Here is a 25,644-nt window from a genome sequence, read left to right as displayed (position 1 = left end):
CTGTAATCGTTACGTTTTCTGACCCCGCGTTAGTGAGCGTTTCTCCTGTTTGCGCTTCACGCAAGCAGCGCTTTTGATTACACGAAATTCAGTACATTTGCAGTCTGCTTTTATTCTGTCATCGGCCTGACGTCTCAAAGACGGTATTGAATTTCGCTATTCCCGTTGAGGGTTTTCTCCCGACAAGGAGCTGTTTTATGCAACGGATTCTCGCGTTTTTCTCCCAACGCGCCACAACGTTATTTTTTCCTATTGCGTTGATTTTGTATGATTTCGCCGCCTATCTGTCGACGGACTTGATTCAGCCCGGCATCATTAATGTCGTACGCGATTTCAACGCCGACGTCAGCCTGGCGCCCGCTGCGGTGAGCCTCTATCTGGCAGGCGGCATGGCGCTGCAATGGCTGTTGGGGCCACTTTCCGACCGGATTGGCCGTCGACCGGTGCTGATTGCGGGGGCGTTAATCTTTACCCTCGCCTGCGCTGCCACACTGTTTACTACTTCAATGACGCAATTTCTGATCGCCCGATTTGTGCAGGGCACCAGCATTTGCTTTATCGCGACCGTTGGCTATGTCACGGTGCAGGAGGCGTTTGGGCAAACGAAGGCCATTAAGTTAATGGCGATAATCACTTCCATTGTGTTGGTTGCACCGGTTATCGGCCCGCTCTCCGGAGCGGCGCTAATGCACTTTGTCCACTGGAAGATCCTGTTTGCCATCATTGCCGTCATGGGGCTTATCGCCCTGATTGGGTTAATGCTAGCCATGCCGGAAACCGTCCAGCGCGGCGCGGTGCCGTTCAGTGCACGCGGCGTACTGCGTGATTTCCGCGACGTTTTCCGCAACCGGGTATTCTTGTTTGGCGCAGCCACGCTATCGCTAAGCTATATCCCGATGATGAGCTGGGTGGCGGTCTCACCGGTGATACTGATTGATGCGGGCGGCATGACTACATCGCAGTTTGCCTGGGCACAGGCCCCGGTGTTTGGCGCAGTGATCGTCGCCAATATGGTGGTGGTTCGTTTCGTGAAAGATCCGACCCGACCACGCTTTATCTGGCGGGCCGCACCTATACAGCTGAGCGGGCTGGCGGTGCTGATTGTCGGCAATTTACTGTGGCCGCACGTCTGGCTGTGGTCGGTGCTGGGAACCAGCCTGTATGCGTTTGGTATTGGGATGATCTTCCCGACGCTGTTCCGCTTTACGCTGTTTTCCAACAACTTACCTAAAGGAACGGTCTCGGCATCGCTGAATATGGTGATCCTGACGGTGATGGCGGTTTCTGTCGAAATTGGACGCTGGCTATGGTTTAACGGTGGCAGGATTTCGTTTCATCTGCTGGCGGTTGCGGCGGGGATCGCTGTCGTGTTCACGCTGGCAGGCTTACTCAAACGGGTACGCCAGCATGAGGCAACGACGTTAGCCACTGAAAACTAACCAGCCCGCTTATCCGGCCTACGACAAATATGTAGGCCGGATAAGGCGCTTGCGCCGCATCCGGCTACGCTCACATCACCTTACGCAATGCGTGCAAATCCCGCTTCGAGATCGGCAATCAGGTCGCCAATATCCTCCAGGCCAATATGCACCCTGACCAGCGTGCCGCTGAAATCCACCTCTCCAGCCGGGCGGATGCTGTTCAGCTCTTCCGGCTGGTTCGCCAGAATGAGCGACTCAAATCCACCCCACGAATAGGCCATATGGAACAGCGAGAAATTATCGAGGAAATTCGCCATCTGTTCGTCGGTGAGTCTCTTTTTCAGCACAAATGAGAACAGGCCTGAGCTTCCGGTAAAATCACGCTGAAAATACTCATGGCCCGGACATTCCGGTAACGCCGGATGGTTCACCCGCGCCACTTCCGGTCTTGCCGACAGCCAGCGAGCAATATGGATACTGCTCTCCTGATGCTGCTTAAGGCGTACCGCCAGGGTACGCAATCCGCGGCTGCCGTTGTAGGCGGTATCGGCATCCAGCGTTTGCCCCATCAGATAGGAGTTCTCGCGCAGACGATCCCAACAACGGGCGTTAGACACCGCCGTGCCCAGCATGCCGTCCGAATGACCGATGGTGTACTTCGTTCCCGCCTGAATGGAAATATCCACGCCATAATCCAGCGCTTTGAACAGCACGCCCGCCGCCCAGGTGTTGTCGATCATAATGACAATCTCCGGATTCACCGCGCGGATAGCCTTCACCATCCCCGGCACGTCCTGGACTTCCATGGTGATAGAACTTGGTGACTCAAGGAATACAACCTTCGTTTCCGGACGCAGAAGATCGACGATACCTGCACCAATCAGCGGATCGTAATACGTTGTTTCCACATTGAATTTACTCAGGATCTTATTGCAAAAATCCTGGGTTGGCTCGTAGGCCGCGCCGGTCATCAGGATATGATCGCCACCCTGAACAAACGCCAGAATCGCGTTGGTCACCGCCGCAGCACCACATGGGTACAGCGCGCAGCCAACGCCGCCTTCCAGTTCGCTCATTGCCTTCTGGAAGGCAAAGTGGGTATAGGTTCCGCGACGACCGTAAAACAGCTCACCGTTTGCGCGATTGGCGGTGGCAAATTTCTTGTCCTTCACGGTATCAAATACCAGTGAAGAGGCACGTTGGATAACCGGATTCACCGCTCCCTGGGTGTAGCGTTTGTCACGACCAGCAACAACCAGTTGCGTCTCAAGCTTCATTGCGTCTTTCATAACATCTCCTGTTCTTAATCCGTGTGAAACCTATACCACCGCAGCAGTAGAGTTTATTTCAGTGTTGGTCTGCTTTTTTCCAGCGAACCGTTCAACAATCTGCGCCGCATTCAAATCATGGATAACGTTAATCAGTGTGGCCGGCGCATCGGTAATGGTGCCCAGCACCACCAGCATCGGGATTGCTTCCATCGGCAGGCCCAGCGTGGTAACGATAAAGATTTCACCGAGGAACGCCCCGCCCGGCACGCCACCAACGATAATGGCGGAGAGCACCGCAATCAGCATCGTCAGGAAGAAGGTTTCGGTGGTGAATTCCATCCCCAGCACGGAATAGATAAAGACGATTTTCAGCGCGGCAATCATCGCCACACCGCCTTTGTTCAGGTTAACCAGCAGTGGAATGGAAACATCAACGATTTCCGGGTTAATCCCCATCGCCTTACCGGCACGCAGCGTCACCGGGAGCGTCCCCAGCGAAGAGCAGGTCCCCAGCGCAGTTGCAGACGGTTCAATCGCGTTACTCCAGAAGGCTTTGACCGCCGGAATACCGCCGCCAATATACGAATAGAGAATCGAGCCAAAAACAAAATAGACCAGCGTGGCAACCATAAACAGGCCGATGGCGCGGGCAAAGGTTAACAATAGTGCAGAGTCCTGACTGGCCATGGTGGCGGCGAAGTAGCAGCCCAGACCAATCGGCGCGACCTTCATAATGATCGAAACGATCTTCATGATCACGGTATTGGCGTCTTCCAGCAGCGACGCAATACGTTTACCGGCCTGATCCGACTGACCAATCGCCACACCGGCGATGATCGCCATCACGATCAGAGCCAGAATATTGGACTTAGAGAACAGCCCAATAAAGTCGCTGGTGGTGATCATGCTGACAAAATCCATCTTGCCGCTGCCCGCCTGCACCGACTGCGAGAGATCGATAGTGACGCCCTGCGCCGGGTTATACCAGAGCGCCAGCGCGACGATCCCGGCCGCCGGAATAAAGGCCATCGCGATCGAAACAATAAAGATAATCGCCATAATACGCCCCAGCCTTTTCAGGTCGGTCATACTGGCGATCGAAGACATGACGCTGATCCCCACCAGCGGCACAATAATCATAAATAACAGGTTTAAGAATATCTGACCTATTGGCTGGAGTTTACTTGCAAACGATGGGGCATAAATACCTAATAAGCCGCCAATCACCAGAGCAACTAATAAAATAATCGACGATCTGTAGGGTTCGAGTCGTGACCACATAATCGGTACCTTTAGAATAATAATTAATGAGATTAAATTCACAATGTGATGAGTTTCCGTTTCGCCTCCTTTTAATTTGTGACGTAACTCACCTAAGTTGTTATTTTTTCATTTTGCCAGCAAGTTGTTTCCTGTGATTCAATAGTTGCATGTTTAAAAGGCGAATGTAACGGCCTATTCGTACCGTTTTTGCAAATCACTTGTGAATTTAAGGAAATTATGAGTACGCCGATTTCACTCAAGCATCTGGAGTTTTTTACTAAAATCGTCGACTGCGGAGGATTGTCAGAAGCCGCGGCGCAGCTCAACGTCTCGCCGTCTGCGGTCAGCAAAAGCCTGGCAGCGATGGAAGATACGTTAGGCACAACATTAATTAAACGCACACCCGCAGTATTACCCTGACCGACGCCGGGCAATATCTCTTCAACCGCGCTAATAAGCTGTTGAAAGAATTCGATGAAACGCTGAATACCACCTCCGGTTATTACCACAGCCCGCAGGGTGAATTACGCATAACCTGCTCAATTGCGTTTGGTTATTCCCGGCTGGTGAACCTGGTGGATAAATACCGCTCCCAGTTCCCGGATGTGAATCTGTATATCGATCTCAACGATAACTTCGTCAATCTGAACGAAACGGATTTCGACATTGCCCTGCGAATTTCCACCGCGCCGCCGCAAAACTATGCGATGCGCAAGCTGGTGCCTGTTCGCTGGGCGTACTGTGCCTCACCCGGCTACCTCGCCAAAAAAGGCATGCCCCAGCGTCGCAGCGATCTGGTAGATCATGATTGCCTGGTTTACCCGGGCCTCACGCCGGTACTGAAGGTGGCAGATGAACAGGATCGGCTGCATCAGTTGAAACTACATATGCCGATCCAGGCCAACAGCAGTCTGGTGCTGTTGAAGTCGGTGCTAGAAGATCAGGGGGTGGCATATTTGCCCACTTATTTGATTGGCGATCATATTCAAAAAGAGGAGATCACGCCGCTGATGCTCGACGGCACCATCACCTGTGAAACTCATGCCCTGTATGCGCTGTACTTTCCCAGCAAGTACAGCAATCCGAAGGTGCGATCGTTTATCGATTTTCTGGTCGCAGAACTTGGTCCCTTACCGGCGTGGGATAACTGGATCCCTGGATAAATGCTTCCCGCCTGAAAATGGGAGACGCACCACAATTTTTGCGCGATCCCCCCGTCTGGCTCTATCCTTAAGCCTATGAATAAAATTGCTGAACTCAAACGTGCCAAGCGACTGGCGCTCTCATTGCTGCTGATCGCTGCCGCGACCTTCGTCATCACGCTGTTTTTGCCGCCCAACTTCTGGGTACTCGGGATCAAAGCGATCGCTGAAGCGGCGATGGTTGGCGCGCTGGCGGACTGGTTTGCCGTGGTGGCGCTTTTTCGCCGGGTGCCGATCCCGTTTATCTCGCAACACACGGCTATTATCCCGCGCAATAAGGATCGGATCGGCGAAAATCTTGGTCAGTTTGTACAAGAGAAATTCCTCGATACCCAGTCGCTGATAGCCCTGATCCGCCGCCATGAACCGGCGCTGTTGATCGGCAACTGGTTCAGCCAGCCGGAAAACGCCCAGCGCATCGGCCAGCATCTGTTGCAGATCATGAGCGGTTTTCTCGAACTGACCGACGACTCGCGCATTCAGCGGCTGATCAAGCGGGCGGTGCACAAGGCCATCGACAAGGTCGATCTCTCCGGAACCAGCGCGCTGATGCTGGAAAGCATGACCAAAAACAATCGCCATCAGGTGCTGCTCGATACGCTGATCGCCCAACTGATCGCCCTGCTACAGCGCGACAGCTCACGAGCGTTTATCGCCAGACAAGTAGTGCACTGGCTGGAAACCGAACATCCGCTGAAAGCGAAGATCCTGCCGACCGAATGGCTGGGCGAGCACAGCGCCGAGCTGGTATCTGATGCCGTTAACTCCTTGCTGGATGACATCAGCCACGATCGCGCGCATCAGATCCGCCATGCCTTCGATCGCGCTACATTTAAGCTCATCGATAAGCTCAAACACGATCCGGAGATGGCCGCGCGGGCCGAAAGCATGAAAAGCTATCTGAAGGAAGATGAAGCCTTCAACCGTTATCTTGGCGAGCTGTGGGCAGACCTGCGTCAGTGGGTGAAAACCGACATTAACGCAGATGATTCCCGCGTGAAGCAGCGCATCGCCAGCGCCGGGCAGTGGTTCGGCGAAACGCTGGTAGCCGACAGCGCCCTGCGTGCCTCACTAAATGGGCATCTGGAGCAGGCCGCGCATAAAGTTGCCCCGGAGTTCGCCACCTTCCTGACGCGCCATATTAGCGACACGGTGAAAAGTTGGGATGCTCGCGATATGTCGCAGCAAATTGAGTTAAACATCGGTAAAGATTTGCAGTTTATTCGCGTCAACGGCACGTTGGTTGGCGGTTCAATCGGGCTGGTGTTATATCTGTTGTCGCAAATTCCGTCCCTGCTGACGCTGGCGAATTTTTAAGGAGAAAGATTCTGAGTCATTTTATTTTTACTTTTCATTATCATTTACGTATGTAATATAACAATTATCAGCTAACAGCGCGAAATGAGAGTCCGTATGCCCCAGGGAAGCCCAGATTCAAATCGCCATGCCATCAGTGTCGCGCTCTTTGGCATGCTGGTCTTAACGCTGGGCATGGGGATTGGGCGCTTTCTGTATACGCCAATGCTGCCGGTACTGTTGTCAGAAGGTCAATTTACGTTTGACCAACTCTCGTGGATTGCCAGCGCCAACTACACCGGGTATCTGGCGGGAAGTCTGCTCTTCTCCTTTGGGCTCTTTCATCTTCCCTCACGCTTACGTCCAATGTTGCTAACGTCCGCGCTCGCTACCGCAGGGCTGATTCTGGCGATGGCCAGCTTTACGCAGCCCGCACTGGTGATGCTGATCCGCTTTCTGGCGGGCGTCGCCAGTGCCGGTATGATGATCTTTGGCTCGATGATCGTTCTGCATCATACCCGGCATCCCTTCGTGATCGCGGCGTTGTTCTCCGGCGTTGGCGCAGGCATTTTGCTGGGCAATGAATATGTCATTAGCGGTCTGCATTTTGCGCTGTCCTCGCACACGCTCTGGCTGGGCGCGGCGGCAGCCTCGGCTCTGTTCTTTGTGCTACTGGTTATACTCCTGCCATCTCGCGACCACGTGCTCCCCGCCGCGGCCCCGGTAAAAACAGAGCATCAGCCTATGTCCTGGTGGCTGCTGGCGCTGCTGTACGGGCTGGCCGGATTTGGCTACATCATTGTCGCCACCTACCTGCCGCTAATGGCGAAAAGCGCCGGTTCGCCGCTGTTGACTGCCCATCTCTGGTCGCTGGTCGGCATATCGATAATTCCGGGGTGTTTCGCCTGGCTGTGGGCCGCCCGACGCTGGGGAGTATTGCAATGCCTGACGGCGAATTTGCTGATTCAAAGCGCCTGCGTGCTCATGACGCTCGCCAGCGGCTCTTTGCCGCTGCTGGTGATAAGCAGCGTGGGTTTTGGCGCAACGTTTATGGGAACCACTTCACTGGTGATGCCGCTTGCCCGACAACTTAGCGTACCGCGCAATATTAATCTGCTGGGCCTGGTCACTCTGACTTACGGCATTGGGCAAATACTTGGTCCGCTATTAACCAGCCTGCTGGGAAGCGGCGCACTGGCGATCGTTAACGCCACGGTGTGCGGCGCCGTCGCGTTGTTGATTGCGGCACTTATCAGCCTCACGCAATTATACAAACAACGTTTCGCCTCGCCAAAAAGGGTATAACCGGCAATCGTCTAAAGAAGGTATATTCGGATTAGTCCGCAATTAAATGTCAACATTTAATAAACCTAAAATAATCGGTAATTACCCGCCAGACAATTTATAATTCCCGCCTGTTCATTTATAAACTCAATTTAAAATGCGTAAAAATGGACATATTAATTCAACATCAACACTATCTTCGGGAAAATACATGTCGTGGTTTAAAAAAATATTACTGGGGTTAATTATTTTGGCGGGTTTAATTGGCACGATAAAAGATTATAAAGACTTTGGCCTGTTTGGCGCACTGGGATTGTTTATTATCTTTCTGTTATCAACAACATTTTTATGGCAATGGGCCTCTGGCAGGTTACCGGAGATAACAAAGTTACATGCCATACTTATTTTACTGGCCAGCGCGATAGCCTCTATTTTTGTTATCAATATGGCCATTGCCGGAAATTTGCATGTGGATTTAATGGAGGTCATGCGCGTTACCATTACGCATAATCCACTTTTTTATCTGATTCTCTGCGTGGTTGCATGGGTAAAAGTGGGCATCTGGCAATGGCTGTTTAGCGGTGTACAGCAGGAAGAGAGTCAGCCGGTTTAAACGCCGGCAGATATAAAAAAAGGCGTCTTAACCAGGACGCCTTTTTCATACCAGAACAAAAAGTTAGAACTGATAGGTCAGACCCGCAGCAACCTGGTTATCGCTGTCTTTACCATCGAGCAGGTTAATCTTGTAACCTACATCAGCCACGATGTTTTTGTTGAAGTAGTAGTCTGTACCCAGCGCGACGTATTCGGTCAGGTCATTATTGTTGTTATCACGCGCGTGGACGTAAGCCACGTTTGGACGCAGACCAAAATCAAACACATACGCGGCCATCGCTTCAAAGTGCTCAGCTTTGTCCGCATCCTGAATCAGGTTGTGGGACTCTCCGTACATAGTCGCTACATAGATAGCATTAGCATCATATTTCAGACCCGCGCCCCAGAACTCTGCGTTTTCGCCATTCCAACCTTTTTGTTTCTGCTGAGCAGTCACAGAACTGTTGGTATAGGCCGCAATTGCAGATATGCCAGAATCCGCAATGTTGTCATAACCCAGGGAGAAGCCGTAGCCATTGCCGTGTTGTTTCGTCGGATCCTTATTGGTATCGTCCTGACCCTGATATTGCGCGCCAACATTCAGACCATCAACGGCACCGAACAGATTTTTGGTGCGAAGTGTTGCAACGCCAGAAGTGCGTGTAGTAAGGAAGCGGTCAGTATTTTCAAAGGAGTCACCGCCGAACTCTGAGAGAGTATCAGTATAAGCTCCCACATCATAAGCGATACCATAGTTGCGACCATAGTCAAAACTGACGTCATGACCATAATCCAGGCCAGCAAACGCCAGACGTGTATTAACGCCATTCTGCGAACCTTCTGCTTTAGCGGCATCAAACTGACTTTCAAATTGCCCGTAACCGGTCAGTTGATCGTTGATTTGCGTCTCACCGCGAAAACCCAGACGTGCGTAGGTTTCATCAGCATTAGTACCATCAGTCCAGGAATGGGCTGCTTTTACTTTGCCGTAGAGATCCAGCTTGTTGCCATCTTTATTATAAATTTCCGCTGCATGAACGGAGGTTACCCCTAATGCCATTACAGCTAATGCCACTACTGACTTTTTCATGTTATTACTCACTTTTAATTGTGAATTTGGCTATCAACTTTGTTATGCAGGCAGAATACCTGCATAAAAAAGTCCCCTATGGATTAAGGGGCAATACCAATAACACACCAAAAAAATACCAATGAAGGTAATAATGAAGTGGCAAGACATAATTCATTTTTGGATTTTCAATCAAAACCGGACAGCGATAATTACTCGAGACTTTCACTCTCATTAACTGAGCGATGCAACATTAATGCTTCAGCAATAATATCTTGTTTACTTTTACGTGTTTCAAATGCCAGCGTTCGCACATATTCCCACAAAGAGGTATCGACACGGGCACTTAAAAGAACCATATCTTTTGATCGGGTCCCTCTGGGTTTTCGAATATCGGGATAGTCTCGAGATGGCATTTTCAACTCCTGAACGTAATAACACGCTTATGGCGATGAAATATGCAGTTAGTGTAAAAACATGTCAACGGTAAAATACCGTCATAATAGTAATGAAAGTGTTAATAAACCAATGAAGAATGGAACGATATTTCAAATGAAAGATAACTTGTTTATGGAATAATGTGTAATGTTAACTTTACGCATATTGGCTTTTATTCATTTGATTAAAAAAACATGAGGAATTTACATTAGACATATCACAACTCAAAACATCATTATGACCAATAAGTTACGCACCGTTATTAATGTCTACATTTACGCGAACCGCTTGTTTTTATGTGTAGTTATGCCGGTAAACCTTATCCTGATTACTGCAGAGATCGCGTTGATTCTCACTTAACCCAGACCCGTTTTGTCTAAAAATAAGCACGGAAAGGTAAAAATAAGGTAAATAACACATTTTTTCGCATGCGAAAATAAGTTGTTTTTAATTGATTTAAATCAATTTACACCGCACAAAGGGGACGAAAAAATGTTCATCCGAGGCGATGGAAACAATTTTTTACGTGACTTTCAGAACGTGAAAAGCGGCCCTGCCGGGCAATGAATGAGGATGCGGAAAACGCGGTGCGGGCCGCAATAGCCCGCGTATGAGAGGAAGGAAAATCAGGCGTTAACTTTATCCAGCGGCCAGGAATCAAACAGATAACCATCAAAATCAATGTCATCGACATTTGAAAACTCCAGCAGACGCTGTTTGACATTTTCCAGATGCTGCCACATGGCCAGCTTGGCCGCGCGGGCATCTTTTTTGATTAATGCAGCCAGGATCTGTTTATGGTCGCCCATCCACTCTTTCCGGTAGTGGGTATCGTCGAGGTGGCTATGGAGCTGGATCCACATCGGGTTGTTCTCACGCCACTGCCATGACTGGCGAAACAGCTCCACCAGCATGCTGTTATGCGTGGCCTCAGCTATGGCGAGATGGAACTGCATGTCGCCGCTTTCAGAACCGTTCGGCTCGCTGGAAGCCAGCTCCCGCTCTTCCAGTTGCAACGCCTGGCGCATTTTGACGATATCTTCGCGGGTAGCCTGCAGCGCGGCAAATTCGGCAATGTTGCTTTCCAGCAGCTGTCGCGCCTGCAACAGTTCAAACGGGCCCGCATCATTGCAATGATTTGCATCCGTACTGTCGATAGTCTGCGCATCCGCATTGTCGAGCACGTAGATCCCGGCTCCGCGGCGCACGTCCACCAGGCCTTTAATTTCCAGCATGATTAACGCTTCGCGAACTACCGTGCGAGTGACATTGAGCATCTCGGCAATTTCACGCTCTGGCGGCAAGCGTTCACCGGGCTGGTACGGCGTCTGGACAATCAGATCGCGGATCATGGCACCCACTTCCTGGTAGGGTCTTTGCTGAGAAGTGTTCGATTTCATCGTGTTATGTCCGTCAGATGCGTGTAATCAGATACGGGGAATAGGTATCGAACTATAGCATTTGCGGGAGGGCAAAAACAGAAAACGGGTCAACCAAACCAATATTTTGATTGACCCGTCATAGTTCGGAGGTTATGCGTCAGCGCTTAATGCTGCAACGCACTCACGTGCGCCGTGTTCACATAGCTGTTGATACGTCGCGATAATGGTCTCCACAAAGCCAGCGTTTTCCGCCAGGTCATGACCAAAAATGCCAGACAGCCCCAGCAGCGCCGTCACGCGCTCGGCTCCCTGGTACTGTTGGTTAATGTGTTGAAATTCAGCCAGCATAGGGTCGACAACATCAATGGCCTGCCCTTGCTCATCCACACCGTGGGTGTAGCGCATCCAGCCCGCCACGCCCAGCGCCAGGTGACGCCAACTGCTGGCATTTTGCAGGTGCAGACGCACCGGATCCAGCAGGCGCTGCGGCAGTTTCTGGCTGCCGTCCATCGCAATCTGCCAGGTACGGTGGCGCAGAGACGGGTTGCTGAAACGCTCGATCAGCAGTGTCGCGTAGGCGTTGAGATCGGTGCCTTCCGGCATCGAGAGCGTCGGCGCCTGCTCCTGCATCATCAGCGCAAACGCTGCTTTGCGGTACGCCGGATTGGTCATGGTATCGGCGATGGTTTCATAGCCGCCGAGATAGCCCAGATACGCAAGGAAAGAGTGGCTGCCGTTGAGCATGCGCAGTTTCATCATTTCAAACGGCACCACGTCGGCCACGAACTGTGCGCCAACCTTGTCCCAGTCAGGACGACCGTTGACAAAATTGTCTTCAATTACCCACTGACGGAACGGCTCACAGGCGATAGCACACGGATCGTAAACGCCCAACTGGTCGGCAATCTCCTGCAACGTTTCCGGCGTCGCCGCCGGAACAATGCGGTCGACCATAGTGCACGGGAAAGTCGCATTAGCTTCAATCCACTGCGCCAGCTGCGGATCGCGCGCCTGCGCCAGCCCCAGAACTGCGACTTTCGCCACATGCCCATTTTCACGCACGTTATCGCAGGACATCACGGTAAAAGCCGCCAGCCCCTGCTCACGGCGCAGGTACAGCGCTTGTACGATGTAACCAATCGCCGATTTCGGCGCGGTCGGATTCGCCAGATCGTGTTTAATCAGCGGGTTATTGAGATCTAACTGACCGCTGGCCGCATCGGTGCAGTAGCCTTTTTCGGTGACCGTCAGCGAAACAATTGCCGTCTGCGGGCGCGCCATCGCCTGTAAAATACCGTCACATCCGTCAAGATCCGGGTGCAGCGCTTCTTTCATTGATCCGATCACTTTCAGCACGGTGTTGTCCGCGCCTTTTTCCGCCACGGTATACAGCAGTTGCTGCTTGCGCAGATTTTCAATCAGTACGCAGTCGTTACCCGGCATCAGGTTAACTTCACAGATCCCCCAGTCGCTGTCAGTGGTTTCCAGCAAATGATGGGTGTACAGCGCCTGATGCGCGCGGTGAAAAGCGCCACATCCCAGGTGAACAATGCGGGATTGCAGGCGCGCGCTGTCCCATGCAGGGCGCGCAACCGGCAGGTCGCTATTGGCAATTGTCGTTGTCATCGTGAACTCCAGAACCCGTTGAAAGGCCAACGGATGAGAAAAGAAAAAGCCGGCCAGACAGGTGGCCGGCAACTCGCTTTAGCGGCTAAAGAAAGCGCGCTGGATAGCCATCTCAACGCCGCGCACTTCCGCCAGCCCTTTCAGGCGACCAATCGCGGAGTAGCCTGGGTTGGTTTTCTTTTTCAGATCGTCCAGCATCTGGTGGCCATGGTCCGGACGCATCGGGATCAGATCCTCTTTACCCTCGGCTTTACGGCGTTGTTCTTCTTCAACGATCGCTTTCACCACCTCGTACATGTCGACATCGCCATTAAGATGCGCCGCTTCATGGAAGGTTTTCGGGTTATCTTCACGCAGCGTGGAGCGCAGATGGGTGAAGTAAATGCGTGGGCCAAACTGTTTGATCATGTCGACCAGATCGTTGTCCGCCCGCACGCCATAGGAGCCGGTGCACATGGTGAAACCGTTCGCCATGCTGTTGACCGTATCGACCATCCACTGCATGTCTTCCACCGTGGAAACAATGCGCGGCAGGCCAAGGATCGGGCGCGGCGGATCGTCCGGGTGTACCGCCATGCGTACGCCAGCTTCTTCCGCCACCGGAATAATCGCCTTCAGGAAGACGGCGAAATTCTCACGCAGCGCGGCTTTGTCGATATCTTTGTAGCGCGCAAGATGCTGGCGGAACTGGTCGAGGGTGTAGCCCTCTTCCGCACCCGGCAGACCGGCGATGATGTTGCGGGTCAGACGCGCTTTGTCTTCATCGCTCATGGTGGCGAAGCGTTCATTTGCCTGAGCAATCTCTTCGGCGGTGTAGTCCGCTTCCGCGCCCGGACGCTGGAGGATATGCAGCTCAAAGGCGGCAAACTCAATCTGGTCAAAACGCAGCGCTTTGGAGCCGTCCGGCAGAACGTATTCCAGGTCGGTACGGGTCCAGTCGAGAACCGGCATGAAGTTGTAGCACACGGTACGAATACCGCACTGAGCCAGGTTACGCAGGCTTTGCTGGTAGTTGGCGATCCACTGCAGATAGTTGCCGGAACGGGTTTTAATGTCTTCGTGGATCGGCACGCTTTCGACGACCGACCAGACCAGGCCAGCCTGCTCAATAATGGCTTTGCGTTTTAGGATCTCATCAACCGTCCACACTTCCCCGTTCGGGATATGGTGCAAGGCGGTGACAACGCCTGTGGCACCCGCCTGACGTACATCCGCTAAGGTGACCGGATCGTTAGGACCATACCAGCGCCATGTCTGTTCCATGTTTTATTCCTCGTTACGTTATGGACTCGACGATATGGCACATAAATTCCTCCTTTTGGTATGACATGTCAACCTGAAGCTTAAAATTGGTTAACCAAATCACGATTTATTCTATTGAAATCGCCATTTTACGGCCATGTTGCTCAGTAAGAATGTAAACATGTAACGCAATGTGACATTCATCGCATCAATGGTTAACCAATATATGTAACATCTCAACCAAAATCATAATAGTTCAACCAATAAAGGTAGACGTTATATGCACGTTCTCAATATTCTGTGGGTCGTATTCGGCATCGGTCTGATGCTGGTGCTCAATCTAAGATTCAAAATAAACTCGATGGTCGCCCTGCTGCTGGCGGCGCTCTCGGTCGGTATGCTGGCGGGTATGGATTTGATGGAGCTGCTGCACACCATGAAATCCGGCTTTGGCAGCACGCTGGGTGAACTGGCGATTATCGTGGTATTCGGGGCGGTCATCGGTAAGCTGATGGTTGATTCCGGGGCGGCGCATCAGATTGCCCATACGCTGCTGGCGCGCCTCGGCCTGCGCTATGTGCAGCTGTCGGTGATCATTATTGGTCTGATCTTCGGCCTGGCGATGTTCTATGAAGTGGCATTTATTATGCTAGCGCCGCTGGTGATCGTCATTGCTGCAGAAGCGAAGATCCCGTTCCTCAAGCTGGCGATTCCTGCCGTTGCCGCCGCCACCACCGCCCACTCGCTGTTCCCACCGCAGCCGGGTCCGGTGGCGCTGGTTAACGCCTACGGTGCGGACATGGGCATGGTTTACATCTACGGTATTCTGGTGACCATTCCGAGCGTGATCTGCGCCGGGCTTATCCTGCCGAAATTCCTCGGCAACCTCGATCGCCCAACGCCGTCATTCATGAAGGCCGACGTACCGGTTGACCAGAATAACCTGCCATCCTTCGGTGTTTCTATCCTGGTGCCGCTGATCCCGGCAATCATCATGATCTCCACCACCATCGCCAACATCTGGCTGGTGAAAGGGACGCAGGCGTGGGAAGTGGTCAACTTCTTAGGCTCTTCACCGATTGCAATGTTTATCGCTATGGTTGTTGCCTTCGTGCTGTTTGGTACTGCGCGTGGTCACGACATGCAGTGGGTGATGAATGCCTTTGAAAACGCGGTGAAAAGCATCGCCATGGTGATCCTGATCATCGGCGCGGGCGGTGTACTGAAGCAGACCATTATTGATACCGGCATTGGCGATACCATCGGCATGCTGATGTCGCACGGCAATATTTCTCCGTACATCATGGCGTGGTTGATAACCGTGTTGATTCGTCTGGCAACGGGTCAGGGCGTAGTCTCAGCCATGACGGCAGCAGGGATTATTAGCGCCGCCATTCTCGACCCGGCAACCGGTCAGCTGGTAGGCGTCGATCCGGCGTTACTGGTACTGGCAACGGCGGCGGGCTCCAACACCCTGACCCATATCAACGATGCCTCGTTCTGGCTGTTCAAAGGCTACTTTGACCTGTCGGTGAAGGATACGCTGAAAACCTGGGGTCTGCTGGAGCTGGTGAACTCCGTGGTTGGCCTGATTATCGTATTGATCATCAGCATGATTGCATAACGTCGATACCGCTCTGGCCCGCAGCGCCAGAGCGGTTATCCATCCTGCCTCAACAATCCTCAATAATCAGATACACCGCCTTCACCGGGCCATGCACTCCAACCACCTTGATAAGCTCAATATCCGCCGTCGAGCTGGGCCCACTAATGATGTTAATGCACGATGGCATACGCTCACCGGCCTGCGCCTTCTGATGCAGTTTTTCTGCCAGTTGCGCCACGCGCGGCAGGATAGTGCTTTTACGCAGCACGAAAATTGAGGATTCCGGCAACAGGCTCAGGGAACGCCCGCGCTCCGGCGCGGAAAACAGCACCACGCCGCCGGACTCGGTCAGGCCATACTCGGCATACACCACGCCCACTTTCGCCTTTTCGGCCTGGGTAATATTTTCGCTGCCACGCGCCGGCTCCCAGACCACGGCGTTGCATTCCTGTTGCAAGCGTTCGGTAATGCCCAGCGCCGCCAGCCGGCTGTCGCCGCTCAGCACCACCGGCTGCTGACCCAATTCTTCGCACAGACGGAGCGCCGCGTCTGCGGCCTGGTCTTCGCGAGTCAGCTCACAGCGAGCCAGCATCACTTCACTGGCAAACTGGACAAACGCATCGCAGCGCTGCTGCGGGCTAAGTTCGGTCAGGCGCTCGTTAGCATAGTTGTTAACTGGTGCGACATCCGCTTGCGGTTCGAAGCGCAGCGGGCGACCCAGCGCCTGGGCGATGGTATTTAAAAACGCGGTACGGTTATCCATTCTTTTTCTCCTGCGCCTGATGTTTCTTAAACCAGCTACGGAAGCTCTCGCCGTCGGCATCAGGCAGATCGCGCGCCTCCATCCAGTCACCAATCGCGCCAACCTTGAGCGGCGTTTTGCCGCCATTGATAAACCAGCTCGCCGCATGTGCGCCCGCCATCATCCCGACTTTCCACAGCCCAGGATGACTATTGGCGTAGGCGAACATTTTGATCGCCCGTCGCTCGGCTTTCGGCGTAATGCCCTCCTCGGCCATCACCCGGCGATGACGCAGGATCAGTTTTGACAGCGGAATCTTAACCGGACAAACGCTGTCACAGGCCGTGCATAATGAACAGGCGTATGGCAGATCTTTAAAATCTTTATAGCCGCCGAGCAGCGGAGAGATCACCGCGCCGATAGGGCCGGGATAGATAGAACCATAGCCGTGTCCGCCAATATGGCGGTACGCCGGGCAGGTGTTCATACAAGCCCCGCAGCGGATGCAGCGCAGCACATCGCGAAACTCTGAGCCCAGCACCTGCGAGCGGCCGTTATCGACAATCACCAGATGGAACTCTTCCGGGCCGTCGACGTTATCCGCCTCGCGTGGGCCGGTCAGCCAGGTGTTGTAGCCCGTCAGACGTGCGCCCACGGCGCTGCGCGCCAGCATGGTGATCAACACATCCACCTCGGCAAAGGTCGGCGCGATACGCTCCATGCCCATCACCGCAATGTGCGTTTTCGGCAGCGTGGTGCACATGCGCGCGTTGCCTTCGTTGGTCACCAGGCAAACAGAGCCGGTTTCCGCCACGGCAAAGTTACAGCCGGTAATACCGATTTCGGCACTGAGGAAATCCTCGCGGATCTTCTGGCGAATGAACAAGGTCATGGCTTCCGGGGTTTCCGGGCCGTCGTAGCCCAGACGTTCGTTCAGCACGCGGCGGATCTGGTAGCGATCTTTATGAATAGCCGGGACCACGACGTGCGAAGGCGGATCCTGATCCAACTGCAGGATATATTCGCCGAGATCGGTTTCGATCACCTGAATTCCGGCATCCTGCAGCACATGGTTGACACCGATCTCTTCGGTCACCATCGACTTGGACTTCACCACCTTCTTCGCATTTTTACGCTGCGCAACCTGCAGAATGTAGCGGGTGGCGTCTTCTTTGGTTTTGGCGAAATAGACGTGCCCGCCGTTCTCCGTCACTTTCTCGGAGAGTTGATACAGGTAAGCATCGAGGTTGCTCAGAACGTGGTCGCGGATCTGGCTGGCACGATCGCGCCATTCTTCCCAGTGGCCTAGCTCATCAACCATTTTCTGCCGATTCGCACCAATACGCTCCTGCGCGTTGGCCACGGCTTTGCGCATGATCGGATCTTCGATCTGCTGACGAATGCGCAGTTTAAATTCTACATCGCTGGTTTTTATCGACATCTCTTTCCCCTCAGCGGCTCATCAGCACTTCAGCAATATGCATCACTTTGACCGGCTGGCCTTCGCGTTGCAGTCGGCCGCCAATATTCAGCAGGCAGCTGACGTCAGCGCCGATCAAAAACTCCGGCTTCGCATCCATCAGATGTAAAACTTTCTCTTTCACCATCTCGCCGGAGATCTCGGCCATCTTGACCGAGAACGTCCCGCCAAAGCCGCAGCAGGTGTCCTGATCGGCAAACGTCAACAGCTCCAGTCCGCGCACGTTTTTCAGTAGCGTGAGCGGCTCTTCCTTCACCCCCAGTTTGCGGGTCAGGCTACAGGAAGGATGATACACAGCGCGGCCCTGCAGGCTGGCACCCACGTCCACCACGCCCAGTTTGTTGACGATAAAAGAGGTGAGATCCTGCATACGTCCGGCAACCTTCTCGGCGCGCAGCGCCCATTCAGGCTCATCCGCCAGATACGTCGGGTAGCTTTTTACCGCGTAGGTGCAGGAGCCTGCTGGGGAGATAATCGGATCGTCGTTGTCTTCCAGGGCGGCGATCAGGTTTTTCATCCCGGGGATCGCCTCTTTGATGTAACCGCTGTTGATGGCTGGCTGACCGCAACACCCTTGCTTTTCGGGGAAATTAACGCGACAACCCAGTTTTTCCAGCAGCAATACGGAGTCTCGTGCCATCCGTGATTTCAGTGCGTCACCAATACAGGTAACAAAGAAATTTACATTCACAATAACTACTCCATTGCTTCATTTCTGTTTATTGCGCTTGATATCACGATATCAAACAAATGTTCATTCGTATTTCATGCCCAGTTTTTCTGTTTGCTGGTTTTACCAATACCTGGGTTCATGGTGATGCTCTGATCGTTTTCCTTTGATGGCGACTCTCCTCTTCTTATATCAGGACAATCGCAAATGTCTGTATTTTCATTTGTATGACAAAACCAAATAATCCCCTAATCGACTCGCACATGCAATACCCTGGTTTATTTATTTCGGCCTCGCTCACATTTTTATATTGGAAACCACAGCGTTATTAACACCTTAGAAAACAGTTTCAGGTGATTACCACTGTTGTCACTACCATTATTAAAAAGTTTATTAAATAACTACTTATAGGTATTTAATCGGCACTTAAGTATATTTACCCGGCATTGAATTTTAATTAAAAGATTACAATAGTTACAAAACCACAAATCATAATTACTTTATTCACTGAAGCGATTCAGTTTGCATACTTTATTAGAACAGCAATGTAGCCTCCCCACCATAAATATAAATCAGGTTTAATGAACCAATTGGGAATAGCAATGAACGAATATTTTATGTTTGCCCTGGCACTCTCTCCGTTACTACTGATGGTATTTTTAATATTGAAATTGAAAATGCCCATCCATTATTCAGTACTGATCTCTTTGGTATTCACCGCTGCACTATCGGCAATATTCTGGGAAATGCCCGTACAAAATCTGAAAGCCGCGATAGGCTATGGCGCGCTGAAGGGATTATGGCCGATTGTGATTGTGATCCTCGGTGCTATCTTCAGTTATAACGTCATGCAGGCGACCAAAGCGCTGGATATTCTGCGCGATATTCTCGCCAGTATTAGCGAAGATAAGCGTATTCAGGTGCTGCTGATTTCATGGTGCTTTGGTGGATTTCTTGAAGCCGCGGCGGGTTATGGTACAGCGGTCGCCATTCCGATCGGTATTCTTATCGCATTGGGTTTCAATCCGCTGAAGGCGGCGATTGCCTCTCTGGTGGCAAATACCGTTCCCACTGCATTCGGCGCGGTCGGGATCCCGGTTTCTATTCTGGCAGAACAGGTTAACCTGCCGGTTTATACCTTAGGCGGAACCATTATTCTGCAGCTCGCGCTGTTTAATATCCTGCTGCCGTTTGTGATTGTCTGCATTATTGGCGGCGGCCTGAAAGCCATTCGCGGCGTATTTCTGATCACGTTGATTTGCGGTATTACCACACTGGTTCCGCAGTATTTTGTCGCTATTCATCTCGGTGCTGAATTACCCGCCTTTGCCGGTAGCCTGGTCAGCCTGTTTGCCGTGGCGATGGTTAGTCGCCTGCGCAAAGGGAAAACCGATCCCGAGTGGCGAATTGAAGTCAGCCATACCCGCGAAACCACGCCGCGCTCGGCAAAAGTGTTGTTCCGAGTTGGCTCTATTTATCTGTTTATTTTTGTGTTTATCCTGATGTGTTCGCCGCTGTTCCCGACGATTAAAGGCGCAGCCTCACAACTGGCCTCGGTGCTACATTTCACGTTGGCTGACGGCAAAACGATGGCGTTGAAAGTTGAATGGGTGACCACGCCAGGGATGTTGATCATCTTTGCGACCATTATCGGTGGTTTTATTCAGGGAGCGTCCGCACGCGGGATGCTGGAAGTATTTATCAAAACGATTTTCCAGCTTAAAAACTCTATCGTTGCAATTATGGCGATCGTCGCGCTGGCCACGGTGATGGATCTCAGCGGGATTATCTCCACGCTGGCGCAGTCGATTGTCGATCTGACCGGCAGCTCGTACGTCTTCCTCGCCCCGGTGATTGGCGCGCTGGGCACGTTCGTTACCGGCAGCGATACCAACTCGAACATTTTGTTCGGAAAACTGCAAACCATTGCCGCCAGCAAACTGCATATCGATCCCAACTGGCTGGCGGCGGCCAACACCTCTGGCGCAACGGGCGGAAAAATGATTTCGCCGCAAAGCATCGCCATCGCGGTATCCGCCACAAAAATGGACGGTCAGGCCAACCAGATCATGTCTGGCACCATGAAATACTGCTGCGCCTATATCGTGATCCTCGGCTTAAAGGTTGGCCTCTTTTATTACTGGTTTATGGCGTAAGCCATTGTCAACCCCGTCAAATTTGCGGCAACCGTATTTGACGACGCGGTGACCAAAAAGGTTTACACCTCCCCGGAAACGGAACGAGGCGCCAGACTTTACGATTTGTCGGCGCTGACTAAAATAGCGCCGATGTTTCAAATCGAGGATTGTTGTTATGTTGTTCTGGAAAAAGATGGTGAAGAAGTTCGACGCCTTTTCCGCGTTGATTCCACCACGCTACTTCCGCGTGTAATACTGGGCACTTATGCCTGATGGCGCTTCGCTTATCAGGCCTACGTTTCGCATTCATTTGTAGGCCGGATAAGGCGCAAGCGCCGCAGAGTAAAGCACGCCCCCTTTCACTTACGCAGCCTGAACGCCCTTAACACCCTGACCCGCAGACGAAGCCATGCAAAACGGTAGACCAGCGGATGCTGAAACCTCAGCAATGTCAGAAACACAGAGCCCCCTTGCGGCGTCAGATCACCGTTGCCTGATAGCGAACCTGTGGGTCCATAATCTGGTGGCGCGCGTCTATCAGCCGCAGTTCATACGAATCATGTTCTTTCGTCAGCCGCATTACCGCGTCAACAACACTGGTGGTCCGCTCCAGTGCCTGCTTGTCCTCATAACCATTGAGCAGTGAGGCCAGCATCACGCTGCAAATCAGATCCCCAACGCCGACCGGCATTTTGGCAAAGGTATACAGCGGCCGGGCAATGTGTAACGTCTGTTCCGGCGTCACCAGCAGCATTTCAAACGCCTGTTTGTCCCGCGAACAGTCGCCGAGATGCTTCACCAGCACCTTCTTTACGCCCCACGACACCAGCTGCCGCGCCGCTTCCACCACCTCGTCAAAACTACGCAGTTGTCTGTCCGTCAGCACGCCCAGCTCATAGAGATTCGGTCCCATCATGTCGGCCAGCTGAATGGCGTCATCGACAAAAAATGACTCCACGCCCTGCGCGACAATGCAGCCTTTTTGCGGGTCGCCCATTACCGGATCGCAAAAATAGAGCGCCTGCGGATTACGCTGACGAATGGTGATGACCGCGTGCTTCACCTCTTCACAATGGCGTTTATCTCCAAGATACCCGGACAATACGGCATCGCATTGCGCCAGCTTTTGCAGGTCATCCAACCCGCTGATGATCGCGCTCAGCTCGCCGTGCGGCATCGCCATACCCTGCCACATCCCATATTGGGTGTGGTTGGAAAACTGTACGGTGTAAAACGGCCAGACATCGATCCCCGAGAGCTGCATCGGCAACACAGCGGCTTTATTTCCGGCATAGCCATAAACAACCGACGACTGAACAGACAACACGTTTTTCATTTTGACTCCGTCTAACGAAACGTTGGCAGCAGACCAAATACGTCCAGAACAACCGTCAGATAGACAACCGCTCCGCAGACAATCACCAGGTTAAGCACGGTGTTATTACAGGGCGCGGTATAGCTGGCGGTTGGGAAACGTTTCCGCGCGGCTTTCACCAGGAACGGCGGCAGGATCACGCTCCAGATGGTAAAGGCCAGACCGGCGTAACCAATCGCGTGCACAAAACCGTTCGGGAAGAAAAAGCACACGGCGGCTGGCGGGAAGTAGGTCACCAGCGCGGTTTTCAGGCGGCCCATACCGTCGTCCGGGAAGTGAAACAGATCGGCGATGTAATCGAACAGGCCAAGCGTCGCCGCCAGCAGGGAACTGGCTACCGCGAAGTTGCCGAAAAAGGTGAGGATCAGATCCATATACCGGCTGGTGAACAGCCCGCTGATGGCCTCGACAAACACATCGATATTGCCGCCTTTGGCGATGATCGGCGGGAATGAGGAACGGCTGATGTTACCCATCGTCACGCCCAGCCAGAAAATATACAGCAGCAGAGCAAACAGCGTACCGATGATAATCGAACGCGTAATATTCGAGACTCCGCTTGTGCCATACAGTTTAACCAGGCTCGGCACGTTACCGTGAAAACCAAACGAGATGATGCAGAACGGCAGCGTCATCAGGATGTACGGCAGATACTGCGAATTGGGCAACGCCACCGCCACGCTGTCGATGAGTTTTGCCACTTCGATATGGCCAATCAGCCCGGAGAACGTGGCAAAGAACGCCACAAACTTACCGATAATCAGCACGGTAGTGATGCGTCCAACCAGCAGGGAGCTATACCAGGCAATCGCGCCGACCAGCATACTGACGATCACCACCGAGATATTCGCCGGAAAGCGCACACCGCTGTATTTGAACACGGTTTGCGCCATCACCGCCGACGAACCGGAGATATAGGCATAGGTCAGAATATACAGCACAAAGCCGAAAGCGATACCAACCACGATATTCCACTTCCGGCCTAATAAATCCTGAGTAAAGGTATTAAAACTGGCACCGGCGCCATAATGCAGGTTAACTTCAACCAGCATCAGACCGGTTAATAACATCATGATGGCGATAAACAGAAGAATAACAGACGCACCGGGGAACCATACGCCGGCCATCGCAATCGGCAGGGAGAACATCCCGCCACCCACTACGGTCGCGATAACCAACATGGTTCCGCTAATCAGTCCGGGGGTACTACTCTGTCGCTCAATGGCATTAATATCCATGATAAATGTTCCTGTAGACTATTCGTTATAATTACAGCTGTCATTTGTACATCATGCGGATAATAAAAATGTCGGAGTCAGGGTTTACTTTTTTTTAGTTATGTCACGGTAACGGGCACCGTAAAGGCTTCCTGTTCATGGAAAAGGAATACAAAAAAGCCCCATCACGTGATGGGGCCATAACTATTTTTTAGATGTAATCAAAGCGTGCAGTAAAGAAACGCAACTGCTTCGGCTCGTAAATAAACTTCAGCCCGCGAATATCTTCTTTGTGCTGGTAAAGTTTAATAATACCGTCAGCCACAACATCCATATGTGCGTAGGTATAAACACGACGTGGAATAGTCAGACGCACGGTTTCCAGTTTCGGTCTGTGGTGTTCACCGGTCACGTTATTACGGCCCGCAGAGATAATTCCGCGCTCCATGCTGCGCACGCCGGTTTCCACATAGATGCTGGCGGCCAGACTTTGTGCCGGGAACTCATCTTGCGTCAGATGCTCGCAGAAGCGACGCGCATCGAGGAATACCGCGTGACCGCCTACCGGTTCAACAATCGGTACGCCAGCGGCTTTCAGTTTGTCGCCCAGATAGCGAACCTGCTTCACGCGGTGCTCAATATATTCGTACTGCATGGCTTCGCGCAGGCCAATCGCCATCGCTTCCATATCACGTCCGGCCAGGCCGCCGTAAGATGGCATCCCTTCGTAGACCACGACTAACTCTTTGGCAGAAGAGAACATTTCGTCATCGTTCATGCACAAGAAACCGCCGATGTTCACCAGACAGTCTTTTTTACCACTCATGGTACAACCGTCGGCGTAGCTGAACATCTCATGCACGATCTCGGCGATGCTCTTGTTCTCAAAACCCTGCTCTTGCTCTTTGATAAAGTAGGCGTTTTCTACGCAGCGGGTAGCGTCGTAGAACACTTTAATGCCATGCGCTTCTGTCAGTTCACGCACCGCACGCATGTTCGCCATGGAGACCGGCTGCCCGCCAGCGAGGTTAACCGTCACCGCCAGGCAGATATACGCAATATTCTCTGCGCCTTTTTCATCAATCAGCTTTTGTAATTTTTTAAGATCGATATCACCTTTAAACGCAATATTCAGACCGGCATCGTGCGCTTCGTCACGAACGATATCGACAAACACCGCACCATTTTTTTCCTGGTGATAACGGGTGGTAGTGAAATACATATTCCCGGCAACATATTGCCCAGGTTTAATAGCCAGCTGCGATAACAGGTTTTCTGCGCCACGCCCCTGGTGAGTCGGAACAATATGTTTAAAGCCAAACAGTTCCTGCACTGTTCTTTCCAGATGATAGAAGTTTTCGCTGCCCGCGTACGCTTCATCACCCATCATCATTCCGGCCCACTGCTTGTCGCTCATTGCGTTAGTGCCACTGTCTGTCAGCAGGTCAATATAAATATCTTTCGAATTTAACAGGAAAGTATTGTAACCCGCTTCCTGCATTTTTTTGAGGCGCTCATCACGCGGGATCATAGATACAGTTTCAACGCTTTTAATACGGAAGGGTTCTGCCGGATAATTCATTTTGTTTCTCCAGTAACAGTGGTCATGTACGTATTAATGTGAAGTAAATCATACCTGGTTCATCAACAAATCCTGATGAAATATAACTATTCGCCTCCTGAGTCAGGGGGAGAAATAATGTGGAGGCACTATGCAAGATTTGATTGATTATGGAAATAGCCCGGTCAACATTAATCACTGGCAATAATTTAAAAAGCTGTAAATGTGAGTGATGCAAATCACACGTCATTTTTTTACCCGTTAATATTCAACAAGTTTTTTTTGCGTTTCGATTTGTCATTCGTCGTAGTGTGTCTGCGGAGAGTGGAAATACTGAAAACATAACTTTCCAGGCTGTGCTCGTAATGTATTGGTGAATGAGTACACCTCATTTTGTGAGAGTCGGATCACTTCACGGAGTGATATTTGTGATTCACATCACTAAAAGTGTAAAGCAAAGTGTACAAAACGGTGTTGTTTCAGAGTTTGCTATTTGCTTCAGTGAGTTATATCACATTTTTGGCCAGATGCAGAGGAGCATTATTTTCTGGAAATGGCAGGTATTTGGCGGATTGGATGAGAATGGATTTATACGGTGAATAATACCGGATTCATTGGGGTGAAGGCGTTTTCTATTTATTCCGAAAGCGTGCTATTCGCGCTTATTTCATCTTATTTACATCTGGACTTCCCCCAGGATACTGGCGTAATTTACAGGGGTTTTATTAGCGCGATGCGAAGGTGCGCCAACACCTCCGCATCGCTAA

The 25,644-nt window shown here is 51.9% G+C and carries 19 protein-coding genes and 1 pseudogene; 7 read left to right on the top strand and 13 right to left on the bottom strand.

The features are described from left to right. Positions 1–197: 197 nt before the first annotated feature. Positions 198–1,439 (top strand): multidrug efflux MFS transporter MdtM, encoded by a 1,242-nt coding sequence (mdtM, locus tag OGV71_RS19590; protein ID WP_048241697.1) that lies wholly within the window; start codon positions 198–200, stop codon positions 1,437–1,439. An 80-nt stretch (positions 1,440–1,519) separates the two neighbouring features. On the opposite strand, the gene metC is transcribed toward mdtM, so the two are convergent. Further along, entirely contained in the window at positions 1,520–2,710 is a 1,191-nt protein-coding gene (metC, locus tag OGV71_RS19585; protein ID WP_003019195.1) for a cystathionine beta-lyase, read from the bottom strand. Between the two features lie 30 nt (positions 2,711–2,740). Beyond that, positions 2,741–3,973, bottom strand: coding sequence for a dicarboxylate/amino acid:cation symporter (locus tag OGV71_RS19580; RefSeq protein WP_136397524.1), 1,233 nt, complete (start codon positions 3,971–3,973; stop codon positions 2,741–2,743). Positions 3,974–4,192: 219 nt separating this feature from the next. On the opposite strand from OGV71_RS19580, the pseudogene OGV71_RS19575 reads away from it, so the two are divergent. From OGV71_RS19575 to OGV71_RS19560, 4 genes and pseudogenes are all read left to right on the top strand, one after another. Further along, positions 4,193–5,118, top strand: a pseudogene (locus OGV71_RS19575) (LysR family transcriptional regulator). Between the two features lie 75 nt (positions 5,119–5,193). Beyond that, entirely contained in the window at positions 5,194–6,474 is a 1,281-nt protein-coding gene (locus OGV71_RS19570; RefSeq protein WP_044699088.1) for a DUF445 domain-containing protein, read from the top strand. Positions 6,475–6,570: 96 nt separating this feature from the next. Beyond that, complete coding sequence (locus tag OGV71_RS19565) at positions 6,571–7,758, top strand: MFS transporter (RefSeq protein WP_204584175.1); 1,188 nt, start codon at positions 6,571–6,573, stop codon at positions 7,756–7,758. Positions 7,759–7,948: 190 nt separating this feature from the next. Further along, a complete protein-coding gene (locus tag OGV71_RS19560) occupies positions 7,949–8,350 on the top strand; it encodes a hypothetical protein (protein WP_071696545.1) in 402 nt (133 codons plus the stop codon). Between the two features lie 63 nt (positions 8,351–8,413). Here OGV71_RS19560 and OGV71_RS19555 read toward each other — a convergent pair whose 3' ends face one another. The 5 genes from OGV71_RS19555 to uxuA form a co-directional block, all read right to left on the bottom strand. Beyond that, positions 8,414–9,421 carry a porin gene (locus tag OGV71_RS19555; RefSeq protein ID WP_008322158.1) on the bottom strand — a complete coding sequence of 336 codons (1,008 nt, stop codon included), beginning with the start codon at positions 9,419–9,421 and terminating at the stop codon, positions 8,414–8,416. Positions 9,422–9,612: 191 nt separating this feature from the next. Then, positions 9,613–9,816, bottom strand: a complete 204-nt coding sequence (locus tag OGV71_RS19550) for a hypothetical protein (protein ID WP_008322159.1) — start codon at positions 9,814–9,816, stop codon at positions 9,613–9,615. Between the two features lie 648 nt (positions 9,817–10,464). After that, complete coding sequence (gene uxuR, locus OGV71_RS19545; RefSeq protein ID WP_003033268.1) at positions 10,465–11,238, bottom strand: Uxu operon transcriptional regulator; 774 nt, start codon at positions 11,236–11,238, stop codon at positions 10,465–10,467. Between the two features lie 132 nt (positions 11,239–11,370). Further along, positions 11,371–12,846, bottom strand: a complete 1,476-nt coding sequence (locus OGV71_RS19540; protein WP_061548391.1) for a fructuronate reductase — start codon at positions 12,844–12,846, stop codon at positions 11,371–11,373. 78 nt (positions 12,847–12,924) lie between these two features. Beyond that, complete coding sequence (gene uxuA / locus OGV71_RS19535) at positions 12,925–14,109, bottom strand: mannonate dehydratase (protein ID WP_003837169.1); 1,185 nt, start codon at positions 14,107–14,109, stop codon at positions 12,925–12,927. Between the two features lie 259 nt (positions 14,110–14,368). Between uxuA and gntP the strand changes: the two genes are divergently transcribed. After that, on the top strand, positions 14,369–15,712 hold the full coding sequence (gene gntP, locus OGV71_RS19530; protein WP_003033260.1) for a gluconate permease GntP: 1,344 nt from the start codon (positions 14,369–14,371) through the stop codon (positions 15,710–15,712). Positions 15,713–15,761: 49 nt separating this feature from the next. On the opposite strand, the gene OGV71_RS19525 is transcribed toward gntP, so the two are convergent. From OGV71_RS19525 to OGV71_RS19515, 3 genes are read right to left on the bottom strand one after another with little or no spacing between them, the layout of a single operon-like run. Beyond that, positions 15,762–16,457 (bottom strand): LutC/YkgG family protein, encoded by a 696-nt coding sequence (locus OGV71_RS19525; RefSeq protein WP_071696543.1) that lies wholly within the window; start codon positions 16,455–16,457, stop codon positions 15,762–15,764. Then, positions 16,450–17,877 (bottom strand): LutB/LldF family L-lactate oxidation iron-sulfur protein, encoded by a 1,428-nt coding sequence (locus OGV71_RS19520; RefSeq protein ID WP_071696542.1) that lies wholly within the window; start codon positions 17,875–17,877, stop codon positions 16,450–16,452. The genes OGV71_RS19525 and OGV71_RS19520 overlap by 8 nt, the downstream gene beginning before the upstream one ends. 10 nt (positions 17,878–17,887) lie before the next feature. Beyond that, positions 17,888–18,607: a (Fe-S)-binding protein gene (locus OGV71_RS19515; protein WP_003845579.1), complete on the bottom strand. Its 720-nt coding sequence runs from the start codon at positions 18,605–18,607 to the stop codon at positions 17,888–17,890. 581 nt (positions 18,608–19,188) lie between these two features. Here OGV71_RS19515 and OGV71_RS19510 point away from each other — a divergent pair. Then, complete coding sequence (locus OGV71_RS19510) at positions 19,189–20,742, top strand: L-lactate permease (protein ID WP_003837161.1); 1,554 nt, start codon at positions 19,189–19,191, stop codon at positions 20,740–20,742. Positions 20,743–21,202: 460 nt separating this feature from the next. On the opposite strand, the gene pdxY is transcribed toward OGV71_RS19510, so the two are convergent. From pdxY to OGV71_RS19495, 3 genes are all read right to left on the bottom strand, one after another. After that, the gene (gene pdxY / locus OGV71_RS19505; RefSeq protein WP_204584177.1) at positions 21,203–22,060 is read right to left on the bottom strand and encodes a pyridoxal kinase PdxY; all 858 of its coding nucleotides are present in this window, start codon (positions 22,058–22,060) and stop codon (positions 21,203–21,205) included. An 11-nt stretch (positions 22,061–22,071) separates the two neighbouring features. Next, a complete protein-coding gene (locus OGV71_RS19500; protein ID WP_003837156.1) occupies positions 22,072–23,337 on the bottom strand; it encodes an aromatic amino acid transporter in 1,266 nt (421 codons plus the stop codon). Positions 23,338–23,527: 190 nt separating this feature from the next. After that, entirely contained in the window at positions 23,528–24,898 is a 1,371-nt protein-coding gene (locus OGV71_RS19495) for a tyrosine phenol-lyase (RefSeq protein ID WP_003837154.1), read from the bottom strand. Between the last annotated feature and the right edge of the window lie 746 nt (positions 24,899–25,644).

Origin of the sequence: Citrobacter sp. Cf088 (genome assembly GCF_030334295.1) — a bacterium.
Lineage (GTDB): Bacteria > Pseudomonadota > Gammaproteobacteria > Enterobacterales > Enterobacteriaceae > Citrobacter > Citrobacter freundii.
This window is presented reverse-complemented; position numbering and strand designations above follow the sequence as displayed.

Bases quoted from the DNA above. Each gene is read 5' to 3' on its own strand.
- mdtM (WP_048241697.1), top strand. From the start codon at position 198: ATGCAACGGATTCTCGCGTTTTTCTCCCAACGCGCCACAACGTTATTT.
- metC (WP_003019195.1), bottom strand. From the start codon at position 2,710: ATGAAAGACGCAATGAAGCTTGAGACGCAACTGGTTGTTGCTGGTCGT.
- OGV71_RS19580 (WP_136397524.1), bottom strand. From the start codon at position 3,973: ATGTGGTCACGACTCGAACCCTACAGATCGTCGATTATTTTATTAGTT.
- OGV71_RS19570 (WP_044699088.1), top strand. From the start codon at position 5,194: ATGAATAAAATTGCTGAACTCAAACGTGCCAAGCGACTGGCGCTCTCA.
- OGV71_RS19565 (WP_204584175.1), top strand. From the start codon at position 6,571: ATGCCCCAGGGAAGCCCAGATTCAAATCGCCATGCCATCAGTGTCGCG.
- OGV71_RS19560 (WP_071696545.1), top strand. From the start codon at position 7,949: ATGTCGTGGTTTAAAAAAATATTACTGGGGTTAATTATTTTGGCGGGT.
- OGV71_RS19555 (WP_008322158.1), bottom strand. From the start codon at position 9,421: ATGAAAAAGTCAGTAGTGGCATTAGCTGTAATGGCATTAGGGGTAACC.
- OGV71_RS19550 (WP_008322159.1), bottom strand. From the start codon at position 9,816: ATGCCATCTCGAGACTATCCCGATATTCGAAAACCCAGAGGGACCCGA.
- uxuR (WP_003033268.1), bottom strand. From the start codon at position 11,238: ATGAAATCGAACACTTCTCAGCAAAGACCCTACCAGGAAGTGGGTGCC.
- OGV71_RS19540 (WP_061548391.1), bottom strand. From the start codon at position 12,846: ATGACAACGACAATTGCCAATAGCGACCTGCCGGTTGCGCGCCCTGCA.
- uxuA (WP_003837169.1), bottom strand. From the start codon at position 14,109: ATGGAACAGACATGGCGCTGGTATGGTCCTAACGATCCGGTCACCTTA.
- gntP (WP_003033260.1), top strand. From the start codon at position 14,369: ATGCACGTTCTCAATATTCTGTGGGTCGTATTCGGCATCGGTCTGATG.
- OGV71_RS19525 (WP_071696543.1), bottom strand. From the start codon at position 16,457: ATGGATAACCGTACCGCGTTTTTAAATACCATCGCCCAGGCGCTGGGT.
- OGV71_RS19520 (WP_071696542.1), bottom strand. From the start codon at position 17,877: ATGTCGATAAAAACCAGCGATGTAGAATTTAAACTGCGCATTCGTCAG.
- OGV71_RS19510 (WP_003837161.1), top strand. From the start codon at position 19,189: ATGAACGAATATTTTATGTTTGCCCTGGCACTCTCTCCGTTACTACTG.
- pdxY (WP_204584177.1), bottom strand. From the start codon at position 22,060: ATGAAAAACGTGTTGTCTGTTCAGTCGTCGGTTGTTTATGGCTATGCC.
- OGV71_RS19500 (WP_003837156.1), bottom strand. From the start codon at position 23,337: ATGGATATTAATGCCATTGAGCGACAGAGTAGTACCCCCGGACTGATT.
- OGV71_RS19495 (WP_003837154.1), bottom strand. From the start codon at position 24,898: ATGAATTATCCGGCAGAACCCTTCCGTATTAAAAGCGTTGAAACTGTA.